We start from the raw sequence: 15,504 nt of genomic DNA on the forward strand, positions 1-15,504 counted from the left end.
AGCAAAAAAAAGCCCGCTGAATAAAATCAGCGGGCTTTTTTATACTTGACAAGCGGTCATAAAATAAAAAAACGTTGCAAATTATAATACTGCCAGAGCCGCATCATAATCTGGCTCTTGTTTGATTTCTGGCACTAATTGGCTGTGTAATACCTTATTGTTCTCATCTAATACAATAACTGAACGAGCCGCTAAACAGGATAACGGGCCAGAGGTAATATCTACACCAAGTGTTTTATGTAATTCACAGTGACGGAAAGTGGATAACACTTTCGCATTTTCAATCCCTTCTGCCCCACAAAAACGAGCTTGAGCAAAAGGTAAATCAGCTGAAATACACAATACAACGGTGTTGTTTAAACTCGTGGCTTTTTCGTTAAACACACGTACAGACTTCGCACAAATGCCAGTATCAATACTTGGGAAAATATTTAACACTTTACGCTTACCGTCAAAATCAGACAGTGAAACGTCCTCTAAATCGCTATTAACCAGCGTAAAATCTGCCACAACATCACCTTTTTGTGGGAATGCACCTGCAACATCAATTGGGTTTCCTGCTAAAGTTACTTTACTCATTCTTTTCTCCTTATGAATAAACAAGCGGTCTAAATATACAGATTTTTTGCAAAATAGGAAACTATCAATTTAATTATGATAATCTTTAGAAACTAACCTTATTTTGCTATACTCATAGACATCTGATTTTTAAGGTTATCACTGTTATGTTGAAAATTTTTCGTATTTTTTTGGTTGCCACTGCAGCCATTCTAATTTCTATTGTTGGCACACTTTATGCCTTAGTGCGACTACGCCACCCGAGCAGCGTGGGCGTTGTAGCACGCTGGTTCGGCTCATTGCATAAATTAATGGGCGTAAAACTGATTACTCGTAAAAAACCTGAAATTGACTTCCCTGTTGTCTATATCGGCAACCATCAAAATAACTATGATATGGCAACAATTTCGTCAATGGTGGCTGAAAATACCGTGAGTATCGGCAAAAAAAGCCTGATTTGGATTCCCTTTTTCGGCTTAGTTTATTGGGCAACGGGTAACATTTTTATTCATCGTGAAAAACGTTCAAGTGCCATTGAAACAATGAATAAAGCAGGGCAAATCGTAAAAAAACGTCAAGTATCTGTTTGGATGTTCCCAGAAGGCACTCGTAGTCGTGGACGTGGCTTACTGCCTTTTAAAACAGGAGCTTTCCATCTAGCGATTTCCGCAGGTGTACCAATTGTACCTGTTGTCTGTTCTAACTTACATAATAAAATTGATTTGAACCGTTGGAATAACGGTATTGTGATCTGTGAAATGCTTGATCCTATTGACACTTCCAGTTATAGCCGTGAAAACGTAAAAGAATTAATGGAAAAATGCCATCAAATTATGCTTGCTAAATTTGAAGAGCTTAATCAAGAAGTTCAACAGTTAGAAAATACAACAAAAAACATCTGATATGAAAAAACAGATAACCCGACGCCAATTTTTACAAAGTGCTGCCTTAGCGGGTGCATTCTCAACTTTACCAAGCTATGGGATAGCAACAGATCGTCCTCAGCTTAAAATTCCACCTTTAATGGATATTGGCCGTGGTAGGCCAGTTCGGCTTGATCTACGCCCTGCCCAAACTCAATTTGATATAGGTAAATTGGTGGATGTATGGGGTGTAAATGGGCAATATCTTGCCCCAACCGTACGAGTGAAATCGGGCGATTTTGTTAAATTAACTTATCTCAACAATTTACCACAAAAAATCTCAATGAATATTCAAGGGCTACAAGCTTCAAGCGAGATTATTGGATCAGTACATCGTACACTTGAACCCAAAAGCAGTTGGTCTCCGATTGTATCTATTAATCAACCAGCCTGCACTTGTTGGTATCACGCTGATACTATGCTCAATTCAGCTTTCCAAGTGTATCGAGGCTTAGTTGGTTTATGGTTGATTGAAGATGAGCCGAGTAAAAAATCAACATTACCAAATAAATATGGCGTTAATGATATTCCACTGATTTTGCAAGACCAACTCCTCAATAAAGAAGGCATACAGGTATTAAACAAAAACCTCCCACAATTTTTAGGTAAACGCCTTTTTGTGAACGGACAAGAATCACCTTATTTGAATGTACCTCGTGGCTGGGTGAGATTGCGTATTCTCAATGCCTCCCTCTCTCGAGCTTATGAGCTAAGGTTAGATAACGGTCAGCCACTTCAAAAGATAGCAACAGGCTTGGGAATGCTAGCTAAACCAGTAGAAATGGAATCCATCCGCCTTGCCCCAAGCGAGCGAGTAGAAGTACTTATTGACTTAAGCGATGGCAACACGGTTTCACTGATAAGCGGTCAAAAAAGAGATTTTTTTTACAAAATCGAGCAAATATTTACCCGTAATGACGAATTAACCAATAATGTCATTTTAGAGCTCAGACCACAAGGCCTGGCGGCAGTGCTCAACACAAAACCCAGTTTGCCTGCTTTTCCCTCAGATGAATTTAATTTAAAAATCAGCCAAGAACGCCGATTTATGCTTCGCCCATCTGATTATTTGATTAACCAAAAGCGATTTGATCCAACACGGATTGATTTCACCGCTCAAAAAGGACGCATTGAACGCTGGTATTTGCATAGCACACAAGCGGTCGGATTTACGCTTCAAGGTGCAAAATTTATTATAGAGACACAAAACCGTAAGCCATACCCGCTTCATCAACTAGCTTGGCAAGACACCGTTTGGCTAGAAGCTGAGCAAGAAGTCACCCTTCTAGTTCGTTTTGATAACACCGCCTCTGAAAAACTCCCCTTTACCTTTGGTGTGAGCGATTTTATGCTACGTGATAGAGGTACGATGGGTCAATTTAATGTAATTGAAAATAGACAATAACGGGCTGATAAGCGATAATGCCCCATAATTTTGCCCATAAAAAGGAAAAAATAATGAGCCAAGAATTTTTAGATTTTGAAATGCCAATTGCTGAACTTGAGGCAAAAATTGAGTCTTTAAGAGCAGTCAGTCTGCAAGATGACAAAATTGACCTTGATGATGAAATCACACGTTTACAAAAGAAAAGTAAAGAACTGACTAAAAAAACTTTTGCTAATTTAGACGCTTGGCAAATTTCTCGTATGGCACGCCACCCAAATCGCCCATATACATTAGATTATATTGGGCAAATATTTACTGAATTTGATGAATTAGCTGGCGACCGTGCTTTCGCAGATGACAAAGCAATTGTTGGCGGAATTGCCCGCCTTGATGGCCGCCCAGTGATGGTAATTGGTCATCAAAAAGGTCGTACGGTAAAAGATAAAGTGAAACGTAATTTCGGTATGCCCGCACCCGAAGGTTATCGCAAAGCGTTGCGTTTAATGAAAATGGCAGAACGCTTTAATATGCCTATCATTACTTTTATCGACACGCCAGGAGCTTATCCAGGGATTGGGGCGGAAGAACGTGGTCAATCTGAGGCAATTGCACACAACTTGCGAGAAATGTCACAACTTTCGGTGCCAGTAATTTGCACCGTGATTGGTGAAGGTGGCTCAGGCGGTGCATTGGCTATCGGCGTGGGCGATAAAGTGAATATGTTACAATACTCTACTTACTCTGTAATCTCACCCGAAGGCTGTGCCTCAATTTTGTGGAAAAGTGCTGACAAGGCATCAACTGCCGCAGAAGTAATGGGCTTAACCGCGCCTCGTTTAAAAGAACTTGAACTAATAGACAATATCGTTCCAGAGCCATTAGGCGGTGCGCATCGTAATATGGAAGAAATTGCTCAAAACCTCAAACAACGCATTTTAGATGATTTAGCAGAATTAGACAGCCTTGATAAAGAAGCGTTACTAGAGCGTCGTTATCAACGTTTAATGAATTACGGTTACGTATAAGCCATTATAAAATAATGATCAAGCGGTAAGATTTTGGTGAAAATTTGCAAAATCTTACCATGTTTCACTTAAAGGATTACATTAAATAGATATCGCTTAATCTCAACCCAGAGAACTCACTAGCGATCAATATCTATTTTAAGGAATAAATATGAAAAACGTGCTCTCTATCCAATCTCACGTAGTATACGGCTACGCAGGCAATAAAGCAGCCACATTCCCAATGCAATTGTTGGGCGTAGATGTTTGGGCACTAAATACCGTTCAATTTTCTAACCACACCCAATATGGCAAATGGGGCGGAATGGTAATGCCAAAAGAACAAATTGGCAGCATTATTGATGGTATTAATAATATTGGTGAACTCCATCGTTGCGACGCTGTGCTCTCTGGCTACATCGGCTCAGCAGAACAAGTAGAAGAAATCATCAATGCTTTCCATAAAGTCAAAGCTGCAAACCCAAATGCAATTTACATCTGTGATCCCGTGATGGGACATCCCGACAAAGGTTGTATTGTCGCAGACGGCGTGAAAGAAGGCTTAATCAACCTAGCAATGGCAGAAGCAGATATTATCACGCCAAACTTAGTCGAATTACGCGAGCTAACAGGCCTGACCGTTGAAAACTTTGAGCAAGCAATTGACGCTGTTAAATTAATTCTGACTAAAGGTCCGAAAAAGGTATTAGTCAAACATTTAAGTCGAGTGGGCAAAGCAAAAGACAAATTCGAAATGCTATTTGCCAATCAAGACGGCGTTTGGCACATAAGTCGACCACTGTATCACTTCAACAAAGAACCTGTTGGCGTGGGTGACTTAACTGCTGGATTATTTGTGGCAAACTTACTAAATGGTCTATCTGATCTTGAAGCCTTTGAACATACCGCAAATGCAGTCAATGAAGTAATGGAAGAAACCTCAAAATCAGGCGTTTACGAACTACAAATTATCGCTGCTCGTGAGAAAATTTTAGCCCCTAAATGCAATTATCAAGCAATTAAAATTGCTTAAACATTGCAAAAAAATCTCAAAATCTAACCGCTTGTAAATTTGACTCTCTACAAGCGGTCTTTTTTCATCAATTTTTTTGGGGGGGTAGTGGACAAAATTGAGTCTGATTTCCTGGTGGGTCAGCCATAGTGGACATTTTTGAGTCTGCTATGGCTTTATTTTTAACTCTTCCGACAGATAAAATCCTTTATAAACATCATCTTATGTTCATCTGTTAGTCCCTGATGTGAGGCTAATTTGGCTTTCATTTGCCTAAAAAATAACTCAACCAGGTTGGTCGTATGAGCAATGTTTAATTCGGGATGTGCTTGATAGGTAAATAGATAATTTATGCTACGTTTTAAGCTCCATAACCGCTTATGTTTAAATCGTTTTGAGTCTGTTTCAGAACGTTCATTAAAGTAATCTTTATGTTCATTTAACCATTCAGATAACGCGAGAGTGAGAGTTTCTTGCGTTTGAAATTTAAGGGAGTAATAGAGGGATAATAGTGCTTTTCCCGCTTCAGATTTAGGCGATTTTGTTAGATAAAATATGCCTCGTCCGATTTGATGAAAATGGCATATTTGAGTAGGAATATGAGGGTAAGCGTTTAATGGCCCTCTTCGCCCATCGCAGGTAATAGGTTGAGTTTTAACGCCTTTTTCCATGAGTTCTGAGATTGCTTCAAAATAATATCGATTTTTCTCAGCTGGAATAAAGCGAAAATAAATCGGTTTTGATGATGAGGAATCCATTAGGACGAGTACCGAAAATCGTTGTTTAAAGTGAGTGGTATCCATCACGATACTCGCTGTTTGAGGAAGTGCTTTTTGCTCTGCTTTTAGGGCTTTCTCAAGATGCCTTCTAATCGTTCTTTCAGAACATTAATATTCCAAAGAAAGCTGTTGAATAGTCTGTTTTTGTGAGGTGTACTTAAACCAAATTTCTTCGGAATTAAGTCGCTTGGATGCGAAAAAGTTACGGCTGCAATCAAGGCATTTATAGCGTTGAATACCATGAATTTTGCCATACTTTTTAAGGTTAAAAGATGAGCAGAAAATGCAATTTTTTAGGCATTTTTATAAAAAGTAGGTTAAAGCCTTATATTACAAGGTTTTAACCTACTTTGCAGACTCAATTTTGTCCACTATGCCACTTTTTGCAAATCACACAAACAAAAAAGAGGCATATCTTTCAATATACCTCTCTCTGCTAGCTATTTGCTATCAAATCAGAACATCCGTTCTATTATTTGATGATTTTCGCAACAACGCCCGCACCTACTGTACGACCACCCTCACGAATCGCAAAACGTAAACCTTCGTCCATCGCGATTGGGTGAATTAAGCTTACCACCATTTTGATGTTATCGCCTGGCATTACCATCTCAACACCTTCTGGTAATTCGATAGTACCTGTTACGTCCGTTGTACGGAAGTAGAACTGTGGACGGTATCCTTTGAAGAATGGCGTGTGACGACCACCTTCTTCTTTTGATAATACGTAAACTTCTGATTCAAAGTCTGTGTGTGGTGTGATTGAACCCGGTTTAGCTAATACTTGACCACGTTCGATTTCTTCACGTTTGGTTCCACGTAATAATGCACCAACGTTTTCACCTGCACGACCTTCGTCTAATAATTTACGGAACATCTCAACACCCGTTACCGTCGTTTTCGTTGTATCTTTGATACCTACGATTTCAACTTCATCACCAGTACGAACAATACCACGCTCTACACGACCTGTTACTACTGTACCACGGCCTGAAATTGAGAATACGTCTTCGATTGGTAATAAGAATGGTTTATCAATCGCACGCTCTGGCTCTGGGATGTAGCTGTCTAAGTGACCCGCTAATTCAAGGATTTTTTCTTCCCACTCCGCTACGCCGTTTAACGCTTGTAACGCTGAACCACGTACGATTGGTGTGTCATCACCTGGGAAGTCATATTGTGAAAGAAGTTCACGAACTTCCATTTCAACTAATTCTAATAACTCTTCGTCATCTACCATATCGCATTTGTTTAAGAATACGATGATATATGGAACACCTACTTGGCGACCTAATAAGATGTGCTCACGAGTTTGTGGCATTGGACCGTCTGTCGCTGCTACTACTAAGATTGCGCCGTCCATCTGCGCTGCACCCGTAATCATGTTTTTAACATAGTCCGCGTGTCCTGGGCAGTCAACGTGTGCGTAGTGACGGGTCTCTGTATCGTACTCAACGTGTGAAGTGTTGATGGTGATACCACGCGCTTTCTCTTCCGGTGCGTTATCAATTTGGTCAAATGCACGAGCTGCACCACCAAAGTGTTTTGATAATACCGTTGTGATCGCTGCTGTTAAAGTTGTTTTACCATGGTCAACGTGGCCTATTGTACCCACGTTAACGTGCGGTTTTGTACGTTCAAATTTTTCTTTAGACATTTTCTAAAAGCCTCTTAAACAAAAAACGGTTACAATGGAACAAAAGAACCCATTAACCATAATGTAGAAATTAATACATTTATTGAAACTTGTAGGAAGAGAGAATATTAGGAAATGGTGCTGATAGGCGGATTTGAACCGCCGACCTCACCCTTACCAAGGGTGCGCTCTACCAACTGAGCTATATCAGCGTTTGGAGCGGGCAGCGGGAATCGAACCCGCATCATTAGCTTGGAAGGCTAAGGTAATAGCCATTATACGATGCCCGCTGTTCTAAATTCGTCTGTCCTGCACGATTCAAAAATCAGAAATGGTGGAGGGAGAAGGATTCGAACCTTCGAAGGCTGAGCCAACAGATTTACAGTCTGCCCCCTTTGGCCGCTCGGGAACCCCTCCACGATAATTGAATACTTGTCTACTTAAGCAGTAATGGTGCCGACTACCGGAATCGAACTGGTGACCTACTGATTACAAGTCAGTTGCTCTACCTACTGAGCTAAGTCGGCGTTGCTGTGTCGTAAGCAAGTGATGTGCATTATAGGGAAATTTTAACTGTGTGCAAGTTTTTTTTGAAAAAAATATTAAAATTTTGCTCTTTCGATTTTTTAATATACAAAATGACTATTTTTTGTAAAAAACAACGCCATTTTTCTAATAAATACGGCAAGATCCTGCTTTATATTGTATAGTTATCCTCCAATTTACTTTATAAAGTAGTAATTTATTATCAAAAAATTTGAGAGTTTGGCAAAATGAGCCTCGAAAAAACCCAAAAAATTACGCCTTTTTTAACTTTTGATCGCACCCAATGGGCAGATTTGAGAAAATCTGTACCCTTAAAGCTCACTGAGCAAGACTTAAAACCGCTATTAGGCTTTAATGAAGATCTTTCTTTAGAAGAAGTACGTACAATTTACTTACCGCTTGCTCGCCTAATTCAATACTATATAGAAGAGAATTTAAAACGTCAGACCGTTTTGCACCGTTTTCTTGGCATTGAAACACCGAAAGTACCTTATATTATTAGTATTGCAGGTAGCGTATCGGTTGGCAAAAGCACGTCTGCTCGTATTATACAAGCCCTGCTTTCGCATTATCCAACTAAGCGAAAAGTAGATTTAATCACAACGGATGGTTTTTTGTATCCACTCGCTACCCTTACTGAAAAAAATCTACTCAAGAAAAAAGGCTTTCCAGAGTCTTATGATATTCACAATCTTATTCGTTTTGTGTCTGACATCAAATCAGGTAAACGTAATGTAAAAGCACCCATTTACTCGCATTTAACTTACGATATTATTCAAAACCAATTTAATATTGTTGATCAGCCAGATATTTTGATTTTAGAAGGTTTAAATGTATTACAAAGTGGAATGAACTACCCTTCTAGCCCACACAATGTCTTTGTATCTGATTTTGTAGATTTCTCAATTTATGTTGATGCAGAAGAAGCATTGCTGAAAAAATGGTACATCAACCGTTTCTTAAAATTCCGCCGCAGTGCTTTTGCAGATCCAAATTCTTACTTCCATCACTATGCAAGTTTATCGGAGCAAGAAGCTATCAACATAGCCTCCACAATTTGGGAGGAAATCAACGGGTTGAATTTGCGAAAAAATATTTTACCCAGCCGTGAGCGAGCTAATCTCATTTTGATAAAAGGGCAAGACCACGCAATTGAAACAGTAAAATTACGTAAATAATTAGGCATTTTTGACCGCTTGTCACAATCTAAAATCCGTTGAGTAAACTCAATGGATTTTTTATTTAAATCAATGCTTATTCAGCTATTTTTTGATAAGCTAGTGGCTTTGTTAATGATTGATATTAGGCATAAATAATGAACAAAAAATTCCTACTCCCTTTGATTCTTTTTTTAGCATTATCTGCAGCATTTATGGTACAACTTACACGCAACTCACAAGGTGATGACCCGAAAAGATTGGAATCTGCCCTGATTGACAAAACTATTCCAAATTTCCGTTTGGAATCCTTGCTAGATGAAAAAGCGCAAATTGATCAAAACGTCGTAAAAACTGGCACTCCTCGCCTCTTAAATGTGTGGGCAACTTGGTGCCCGGCTTGTTATGCTGAACACGAATATTTAACTTTGCTTGCTAAACAAGGGGTAGAAATTGTTGGCATTGATTACAAAGACGAACGCACAAAAGCGATGAAATTCTTAGCGACTTACAGTAATCCATATAAAGCGATTATTTTTGATCCTAAAGGCTCACTCGGCTTAGATCTAGGCGTTTATGGTGCACCTGAAACCTTTATTATTGATGGCAATGGTGTAATTAAATATCGCCACGCAGGCGATGTAAATGACCAAGTATGGAATCAAGTGCTTAAACCGATTTATGACAAATTAAAAGAGTGATAAAAAGATGAAAAAGTTTAGCCTATTCTTTATTTTTGCAAGCTCTGTGGCTCTTTCTGCCCCTGTTAAACTTCACCAATTTGACAACCCGCAACAAGAATCAGATTACCGTGCCTTAATTCAAGAGTTGCGTTGTCCACAGTGCCAAAACAATAATATTGCGGATTCCAACGCCACTATCGCCACCGATATGCGAACCAAAACCCTCGAATTACTCAAAGAGGGTAAAAATAAAGAGGAAGTGGTGGATTATATGATTGAACGCTACGGTAATTTCGTCACCTACGATCCGCCAATAACGCCAGTAACGCTAATGTTGTGGCTTCTGCCGTTGATTTTGATTGCATTTGGGTTTGGTATTGTGTTTGGTCGCAAGAAAGCGAGACCACAAGCGGTCAATTCTTCGCAAAATTTTGCAAAACCGACGCAACACTTAAATCAAGATGAGCAAGAACGTCTTAATCAAATATTAAATAAGGACAGCAAATGAGTTTCTGGATAGCAATCACCTTTATGACCTTAATTGTTGGTATCGTGGCGTTTTATCCTTTACTGAAAAAAAATAAACACATTGATGCTACCAAACGCGACAGCTTAAACAAAGCCTTCTATTTTGATCGTCTAAAAGAAGTTGAAAACGAAACAAATGAAGGCGTTATTGACGATCCTGAACAAACAAAATTAGAGCTACAACAAAACTTATTAGATGACATTCCTGAAACAGCACACGCTATGCAAAATGAAAAATTAAAGCTCGGCAAAGCGTGGTTTGTTTCACTCATTCTATTTGTAGGCGGCATCAGTTTTGCGATTTATGGTAATGTCGGCTCTTGGTTTTCCAGTGCAATGTTAGACGCCACGCATCAAAAATTGGACTATTTTTACGAGCGTTTGAAAACTGAAGACAAAAATCCACTTTCAACCGAAGAAATGAACCAATTTGCGATGGCATTACGTGTTGATTTACAAAAAAATCCAAATGACGATCAAAAATGGTATATGCTTGGACAAATCGGCATAGCGTTAGATGACGGTCAATTAGCTCACGATGCCTTTAGCAAGGCAGCACAGCTAAAACCTGAAAATTTGACTTACAAATTAAGCCACGCCCAGCTTCTACTTTTCTCTGAAGCAAAAGAAGATAAAACACAGGGCGAAGCGTTATTAAAAGAGATTATCCGCAAAGATCATACGAACTTTAATGCCCTAAGCTTGCTTGCCTTCCACTCTTTTGAAAAAGAGGATTTTAAAATGGCAGCAATGACGTGGGGAATGATGTTAAAGCTCTTACCAGACGAAGATCCCCGTAAAGTCACGGTTGAACGCAGCTTTAATATGGCGTTGTCAAATTTAAGCGAAACAGAAAAACAAGAATTGCAAAAAGGCGAGAAAAAATGACCGCTTGTAAATTACTCAGCAAAGAAAAACTTAAAATTGGCTTGGTTTCCGTATCTGACCGAGCTTCACAAGGAGTTTACCAAGATCAAGGCATTCCTGAACTGCAAAGGTGGCTAAAATCTGCATTATGCGATGACTTCGAGCTAGAAAATCGCCTAATTGCAGACGAGCAACCCATCATTGAACAAACATTAATTGATTTGGTAGATAACCACGCTTGCCATTTGGTATTAACCACTGGCGGAACAGGCCCAGCAAAGCGAGATGTCACCCCTGATGCGACGCTTGCGATTGCACATCGAGAAATGCCCGGCTTTGGCGAGCAGATGCGACAAGTCAGCCTGCACTTTGTGCCAACCGCGATTCTCTCTCGCCAAGTGGGTGTAATTCGCCACGAGAGCTTAATTCTCAACTTGCCAGGGCAGCCAAAAGCCATCAAGGAAACCCTTGAAGGCGTGAAAGATGAAAACGGCAAGGTGTTGGTAAAAGGTATTTTTAGTGCTGTACCTTATTGTTTACAACTTTTAAGTGAAATTTATGTCGAAACGAATTCGCAAGTATGCGAAACTTTTCGCCCCAAATCAGCCCGTAAAGAAAAATAGGAATGAAAATGAAAAAAATTGAAGCGATCATCAAACCATTTAAATTAGATGATGTGCGTGAAGCCTTAACTGATCTAGGCATTAGTGGAATGAGTATGACTGAAATCAAAGGCTTTGGCAGACAAAAAGGGCATACCGAGCTTTATCGCGGAGCGGAATACGCGATTGATTTTCTGCCAAAAGTAAAAGTCGAAATTGTGATTCCTGATGAGTTGGAAGAACCGTGCATTCAAGCGATTATGGAAACGGCTCAAACAGGCAAAATTGGCGATGGCAAAATTTTTGTTTATGACGTTGGGCGTGTTATTCGCATTCGTACGGGCGAAGAAAATGAAGAGGCAATTTGATTTTGCAAGAAAATAGGCAAAAACAACCGCTTGTCAATTACATTACGACGCACTATTTTAAATTAAATTATTCTACGGATATAAAATGAAAACAGGATTAAAATTCCTTTGGATTAGTTTAGTCACCATCATCATCGACCTCTGGTCAAAATATATCGTGGTGCAAAATTTTACATTTGGCGAAAGTATCCAGATTTTGCCGATTTTTAACCTCACTTACGCACGCAACTACGGGGCGGCATTTAGCTTTCTTGCCGACCATTCTGGCTGGCAAAAATATTTCTTTTTAGGATTGGCGATTGTGATTTCTATCGCCTTAATTGTGGCATTATGGAAAAATCAAGCGGTCAAAAAATTAGAAAATTCTGCATACGCTTTAATTATTGGCGGAGCCATTGGCAATGCGATTGACCGTGCTTACAACGGCTATGTTGTTGATTTTCTCCATTTTTATTGGGATATTTATCATTATCCTGTATTTAACATTGCAGATATTGCGATATGTGTGGGGGCAGGCTTACTGATTTTAGAAGCCTTTATCGCCAAAAAAGAAATAAAAAAGAGTGATTAAATGAAGATTTTATTAGCAAACCCACGTGGTTTTTGTGCCGGCGTCGATAGAGCGATTTCGATTGTTGAATTAGCCTTAGACATTCACGGTGCACCCATCTACGTTCGCCACGAAGTTGTACACAACAAATTTGTGGTAGATGGTTTAAAAGCCAAAGGGGCTATTTTTGTTGAAGAGCTAGATGAAGTACCTGATGATGCCATTGTGATTTTCTCTGCTCACGGAGTTTCTCAAGCAGTCCGCCAAGAAGCCAAACGCCGTCACTTAAAAGTGTTTGATGCGACTTGTCCGCTAGTAACCAAAGTGCATATGCAAGTTGCTCGTGCTAGCAACAAAGGCACAAAAGCCATTTTAATTGGCCACGAAGGGCACCCAGAAGTCATCGGTACAATGGGGCAATATAATAACAAAGAAGGGGGGATCTATTTGGTTGAATCGGTAGAAGATATTACCAATCTGCCTGTATCCAACAATGATGAACTCACCTTTATGACCCAAACTACACTTTCAATTGACGATACTATTGGCGTAATTGAGGCGTTAAAAGAGAAATACCCAGCAATTCAAGGCCCTCGTAAAAACGATATTTGCTATGCCACAACCAATCGCCAACACGCCGTGCGTGAATTAGCAGAACAATCACAGTTAGTTTTAGTGGTAGGGTCAAAAAATTCTTCCAACTCTAACCGCTTAGCTGAACTTGCTTCTCGAATGGGTGTGATGGCAAAGCTGATTGATGGGCCGCAAGATATTGACCCCTCTTGGCTAAACGGCGTTGAAACCATCGGTATTACTGCGGGAGCCTCAGCCCCTGAAGTGTTAGTCCAATCGGTTATTTCACACTTAAAAACATTAGGGGTAACGGAAGTAGAAACCCTTGCCGGCAATGAAGAAGATGTGGTTTTTGAAGTGCCAAAAGAACTCCGCATCAAAGAGGTAAAATAATGGCAGAAATTAACCGCTTTAAACTCGAATGGGAATGCCGTCGTGGTATGCGTGAGCTAGACAAAATGATTATGCCATTTTACCAAAATCATTTTGATAAACTGACCGAAAACCAACAACACGCCTTTGTTGAAATGCTCGCTTCCCCCGACCCAGAACTCTTCCGCTGGGTAATGCTACAAGCCCCAGCTCCAACGCCTGAGATTGCGGAGTTAATTAAATTGATCCGCTCTACCGTTGAATGCTAGCTCCCACCGCTTGTACTCTACAAGCGGTCATTTTTCACAAAAAATTAGCAAATCACAGCGATTGACAAAAAACTCTCAAAATATCACCGCTTTTTACATTAAACCTTGATTTATTCCCTATTTTTGTTTAATGTATGTCGATTTTCTTTTCCCTAATTTCAAACAATGAGGCATATTATGGCAGATAGTTTTAGCGTTACGCGCCGTTTTTTTGATGATAAAAATTACCCGCGTGGCTTCTCTCGTCACGGCGATTACACTATTCGTGAATCACAAACTTTAGAGCAATTTGGTCAAGCATGCTTGGCTTTAGAAATCGGCGAACGTAAACCTAAAACGACAGAAGAAAAACGCTTCGTTGCAGTAATGAAAGGTGAAGAGAGTGCAGAAAGCGATATCGAAAAAGTATGGCTAAAATACCGTACGCTTACCAGCAAAAGCAAACGCATTTATACGCTTTCAGGCAATGCCGGCAGCGATGCAGGCGATGATTTCAGTGCCGCTGAATAATCTCAAATTTATTTTTAGTAAAACCACGAAGCAATTCGTGGTTTGTTTTTTCACTCTCTGTTTGTGGTAAAAAATGATACTTCCGATTGAACAATATTCCGAACTTCTTGCAAAAAAAACCGAAAATTTGACCGCTTTACTTAAACCTTTTAACGCCCCAGCGTTAGAAGTATTTGCCTCAAAGCCAAGCCATTTCCGTATGCGTGCAGAATTTCGAGTTTGGCACGATGAGGGCTCTCTTTACCACATTATGTTCAACCAAGAAACCAAAGAACGTTATCGTGTAGATAGCTTCCCGATTGCAAGTGAACTCATTAACCGAATGATGCCAGCGTTGCTGGCTGAAATCAAAGGCAACGAAATCCTCACTCGCAAACTCTTCCAAGTCGATTATTTAAGCACCTTGAGTGGTGAAATTGCAGTTTCATTACTTTATCATAAAACGCTTGGTGATGAATGGATTGAACAAGCCAAAGCCTTAAAACATCGCTTAGAACAACAACATTTTAAAGTACAAATTATTGGGCGTGCCAATAAACAAAAAATTGCTTTAGACAATGATTATGTGGAAGAAGTACTTCCGATTGATGGTAAAAAATACGTTTATCGCCAAGTGGAAAATAGCTTCACCCAGCCGAATGCGGAAATGAACATTAAAATGCTGGAATGGGCGAGAAATTGTACCCAAAATAGCGAGGGCGATTTGCTCGAACTTTATTGCGGTAACGGTAATTTTTCTATTGCATTGGCAGAGCATTTCCGCAACGTGCTGGCGACGGAAATCTCGAAATCTTCGGTGCAATCAGCGCAATACAATATTGAAAAAAATGGCGTGGAGAATTTACAGATTATCCGAATGTCGGCAGAAGAATTTACCCAAGCGATGAATGGCGTGCGTGAGTTTTACCGTTTAAAAGGCATTGATTTGCAAGCCTACGATTGCAATACCATTTTTGTTGATCCGCCACGAGCAGGGCTAGATCAAACAACACTTGATATGGTACAAGCGTATGAGAGAATTCTCTACATTTCCTGCAATCCTAACACGCTTGTGGAAAATTTACAGCAGTTAAGTCAAACACACCACATTGAAAAAGCAGCACTTTTCGACCAATTCCCTTATACACACCATATTGAAAGCGGCGTTTGGTTGATAAAAAAATAACTTATGCTGAAAAAA

The 15,504-nt window shown here is 39.8% G+C and carries 19 protein-coding genes and 4 tRNA genes; 15 read left to right on the forward strand and 8 right to left on the reverse strand.

The window, feature by feature from the left end; translation table 11 throughout:
* Positions 1-81 precede the first annotated feature (81 nt).
* Positions 82-579, reverse strand: a complete 498-nt coding sequence (gene tpx, locus HV560_RS01395; RefSeq protein WP_176812000.1) for a thiol peroxidase — start codon at positions 577-579, stop codon at positions 82-84.
* Between the two features lie 146 nt (positions 580-725).
* On the opposite strand from tpx, the gene HV560_RS01400 reads away from it, so the two are divergent.
* The 4 genes from HV560_RS01400 to pdxY all read left to right on the forward strand — a co-directional run bounded on the left by HV560_RS01400 (position 726) and on the right by pdxY (position 4,905).
* Complete coding sequence (locus tag HV560_RS01400; protein WP_176812001.1) at positions 726-1,460, forward strand: 1-acylglycerol-3-phosphate O-acyltransferase; 735 nt, start codon at positions 726-728, stop codon at positions 1,458-1,460.
* Between the two features lies 1 nt (position 1,461).
* Positions 1,462-2,886, forward strand: coding sequence for a multicopper oxidase domain-containing protein (locus tag HV560_RS01405; protein WP_176807702.1), 1,425 nt, complete (start codon positions 1,462-1,464; stop codon positions 2,884-2,886).
* Between the two features lie 53 nt (positions 2,887-2,939).
* Positions 2,940-3,893: an acetyl-CoA carboxylase carboxyl transferase subunit alpha gene (accA, locus tag HV560_RS01410; protein WP_176807703.1), complete on the forward strand. Its 954-nt coding sequence runs from the start codon at positions 2,940-2,942 to the stop codon at positions 3,891-3,893.
* A gap of 151 nt (positions 3,894-4,044) precedes the next feature.
* Complete coding sequence (pdxY, locus tag HV560_RS01415) at positions 4,045-4,905, forward strand: pyridoxal kinase PdxY (RefSeq protein WP_159628680.1); 861 nt, start codon at positions 4,045-4,047, stop codon at positions 4,903-4,905.
* A gap of 161 nt (positions 4,906-5,066) precedes the next feature.
* Here pdxY and HV560_RS01420 read toward each other — a convergent pair whose 3' ends face one another.
* The 7 genes from HV560_RS01420 to HV560_RS01450 form a co-directional block, all read right to left on the reverse strand.
* Positions 5,067-5,756, reverse strand: a complete 690-nt coding sequence (locus tag HV560_RS01420; RefSeq protein ID WP_420371382.1) for an IS256 family transposase, variant Zn-binding type — start codon at positions 5,754-5,756, stop codon at positions 5,067-5,069.
* A 15-nt stretch (positions 5,757-5,771) separates the two neighbouring features.
* On the reverse strand, positions 5,772-5,948 hold the full coding sequence (locus tag HV560_RS01425; RefSeq protein ID WP_420371383.1) for a transposase-like zinc-binding domain-containing protein: 177 nt from the start codon (positions 5,946-5,948) through the stop codon (positions 5,772-5,774).
* Between the two features lie 187 nt (positions 5,949-6,135).
* On the reverse strand, positions 6,136-7,320 hold the full coding sequence (tuf, locus tag HV560_RS01430; RefSeq protein WP_176807589.1) for an elongation factor Tu: 1,185 nt from the start codon (positions 7,318-7,320) through the stop codon (positions 6,136-6,138).
* A gap of 115 nt (positions 7,321-7,435) precedes the next feature.
* Positions 7,436-7,511: transfer RNA gene (locus HV560_RS01435), tRNA-Thr, on the reverse strand.
* A 3-nt stretch (positions 7,512-7,514) separates the two neighbouring features.
* Positions 7,515-7,589 (reverse strand) — tRNA-Gly (locus tag HV560_RS01440).
* 42 nt (positions 7,590-7,631) lie between these two features.
* A tRNA-Tyr gene (locus HV560_RS01445) sits at positions 7,632-7,716 on the reverse strand.
* A 34-nt stretch (positions 7,717-7,750) separates the two neighbouring features.
* A tRNA-Thr gene (locus HV560_RS01450) sits at positions 7,751-7,826 on the reverse strand.
* A 246-nt stretch (positions 7,827-8,072) separates the two neighbouring features.
* Between HV560_RS01450 and coaA the strand changes: the two genes are divergently transcribed.
* The 11 genes from coaA (at position 8,073) to trmA (ending at position 15,489) form a co-directional block, all read left to right on the forward strand.
* Positions 8,073-9,023, forward strand: coding sequence for a type I pantothenate kinase (coaA, locus tag HV560_RS01455; protein WP_176809512.1), 951 nt, complete (start codon positions 8,073-8,075; stop codon positions 9,021-9,023).
* 137 nt (positions 9,024-9,160) lie between these two features.
* Positions 9,161-9,703 (forward strand): DsbE family thiol:disulfide interchange protein, encoded by a 543-nt coding sequence (locus HV560_RS01460; RefSeq protein WP_176812003.1) that lies wholly within the window; start codon positions 9,161-9,163, stop codon positions 9,701-9,703.
* A 7-nt stretch (positions 9,704-9,710) separates the two neighbouring features.
* Positions 9,711-10,193: a cytochrome c-type biogenesis protein gene (locus tag HV560_RS01465; protein WP_176812004.1), complete on the forward strand. Its 483-nt coding sequence runs from the start codon at positions 9,711-9,713 to the stop codon at positions 10,191-10,193.
* On the forward strand, positions 10,190-11,101 hold the full coding sequence (ccmI, locus tag HV560_RS01470) for a c-type cytochrome biogenesis protein CcmI (RefSeq protein WP_176812005.1): 912 nt from the start codon (positions 10,190-10,192) through the stop codon (positions 11,099-11,101). The genes HV560_RS01465 and ccmI overlap by 4 nt, the downstream gene beginning before the upstream one ends.
* Positions 11,098-11,703 (forward strand): molybdopterin adenylyltransferase, encoded by a 606-nt coding sequence (mog, locus tag HV560_RS01475; protein ID WP_159628688.1) that lies wholly within the window; start codon positions 11,098-11,100, stop codon positions 11,701-11,703. Before ccmI ends, mog begins: the two co-directional genes overlap by 4 nt.
* An 8-nt stretch (positions 11,704-11,711) precedes the next feature.
* The gene (glnB, locus tag HV560_RS01480) at positions 11,712-12,050 is read left to right on the forward strand and encodes a nitrogen regulatory protein P-II (RefSeq protein ID WP_176807709.1); all 339 of its coding nucleotides are present in this window, start codon (positions 11,712-11,714) and stop codon (positions 12,048-12,050) included.
* 85 nt (positions 12,051-12,135) lie between these two features.
* The gene (gene lspA, locus HV560_RS01485; RefSeq protein ID WP_176812006.1) at positions 12,136-12,621 is read left to right on the forward strand and encodes a signal peptidase II; all 486 of its coding nucleotides are present in this window, start codon (positions 12,136-12,138) and stop codon (positions 12,619-12,621) included.
* Positions 12,622-13,566 carry a 4-hydroxy-3-methylbut-2-enyl diphosphate reductase gene (ispH, locus tag HV560_RS01490; RefSeq protein WP_176807711.1) on the forward strand — a complete coding sequence of 315 codons (945 nt, stop codon included), beginning with the start codon at positions 12,622-12,624 and terminating at the stop codon, positions 13,564-13,566. It abuts the gene before it with no gap.
* Complete coding sequence (locus HV560_RS01495) at positions 13,566-13,814, forward strand: FAD assembly factor SdhE (RefSeq protein ID WP_159628692.1); 249 nt, start codon at positions 13,566-13,568, stop codon at positions 13,812-13,814. The genes ispH and HV560_RS01495 overlap by 1 nt, the downstream gene beginning before the upstream one ends.
* 177 nt (positions 13,815-13,991) lie before the next feature.
* On the forward strand, positions 13,992-14,324 hold the full coding sequence (locus HV560_RS01500; protein ID WP_159628693.1) for a MaoP family protein: 333 nt from the start codon (positions 13,992-13,994) through the stop codon (positions 14,322-14,324).
* A gap of 73 nt (positions 14,325-14,397) precedes the next feature.
* Positions 14,398-15,489: a tRNA (uridine(54)-C5)-methyltransferase TrmA gene (trmA, locus tag HV560_RS01505; protein WP_176812007.1), complete on the forward strand. Its 1,092-nt coding sequence runs from the start codon at positions 14,398-14,400 to the stop codon at positions 15,487-15,489.
* Positions 15,490-15,504 lie beyond the last annotated feature (15 nt).

The organism is Mannheimia pernigra (genome assembly GCF_013377995.1).
Classification (GTDB): Bacteria; Pseudomonadota; Gammaproteobacteria; order Enterobacterales; family Pasteurellaceae; genus Mannheimia; species Mannheimia pernigra.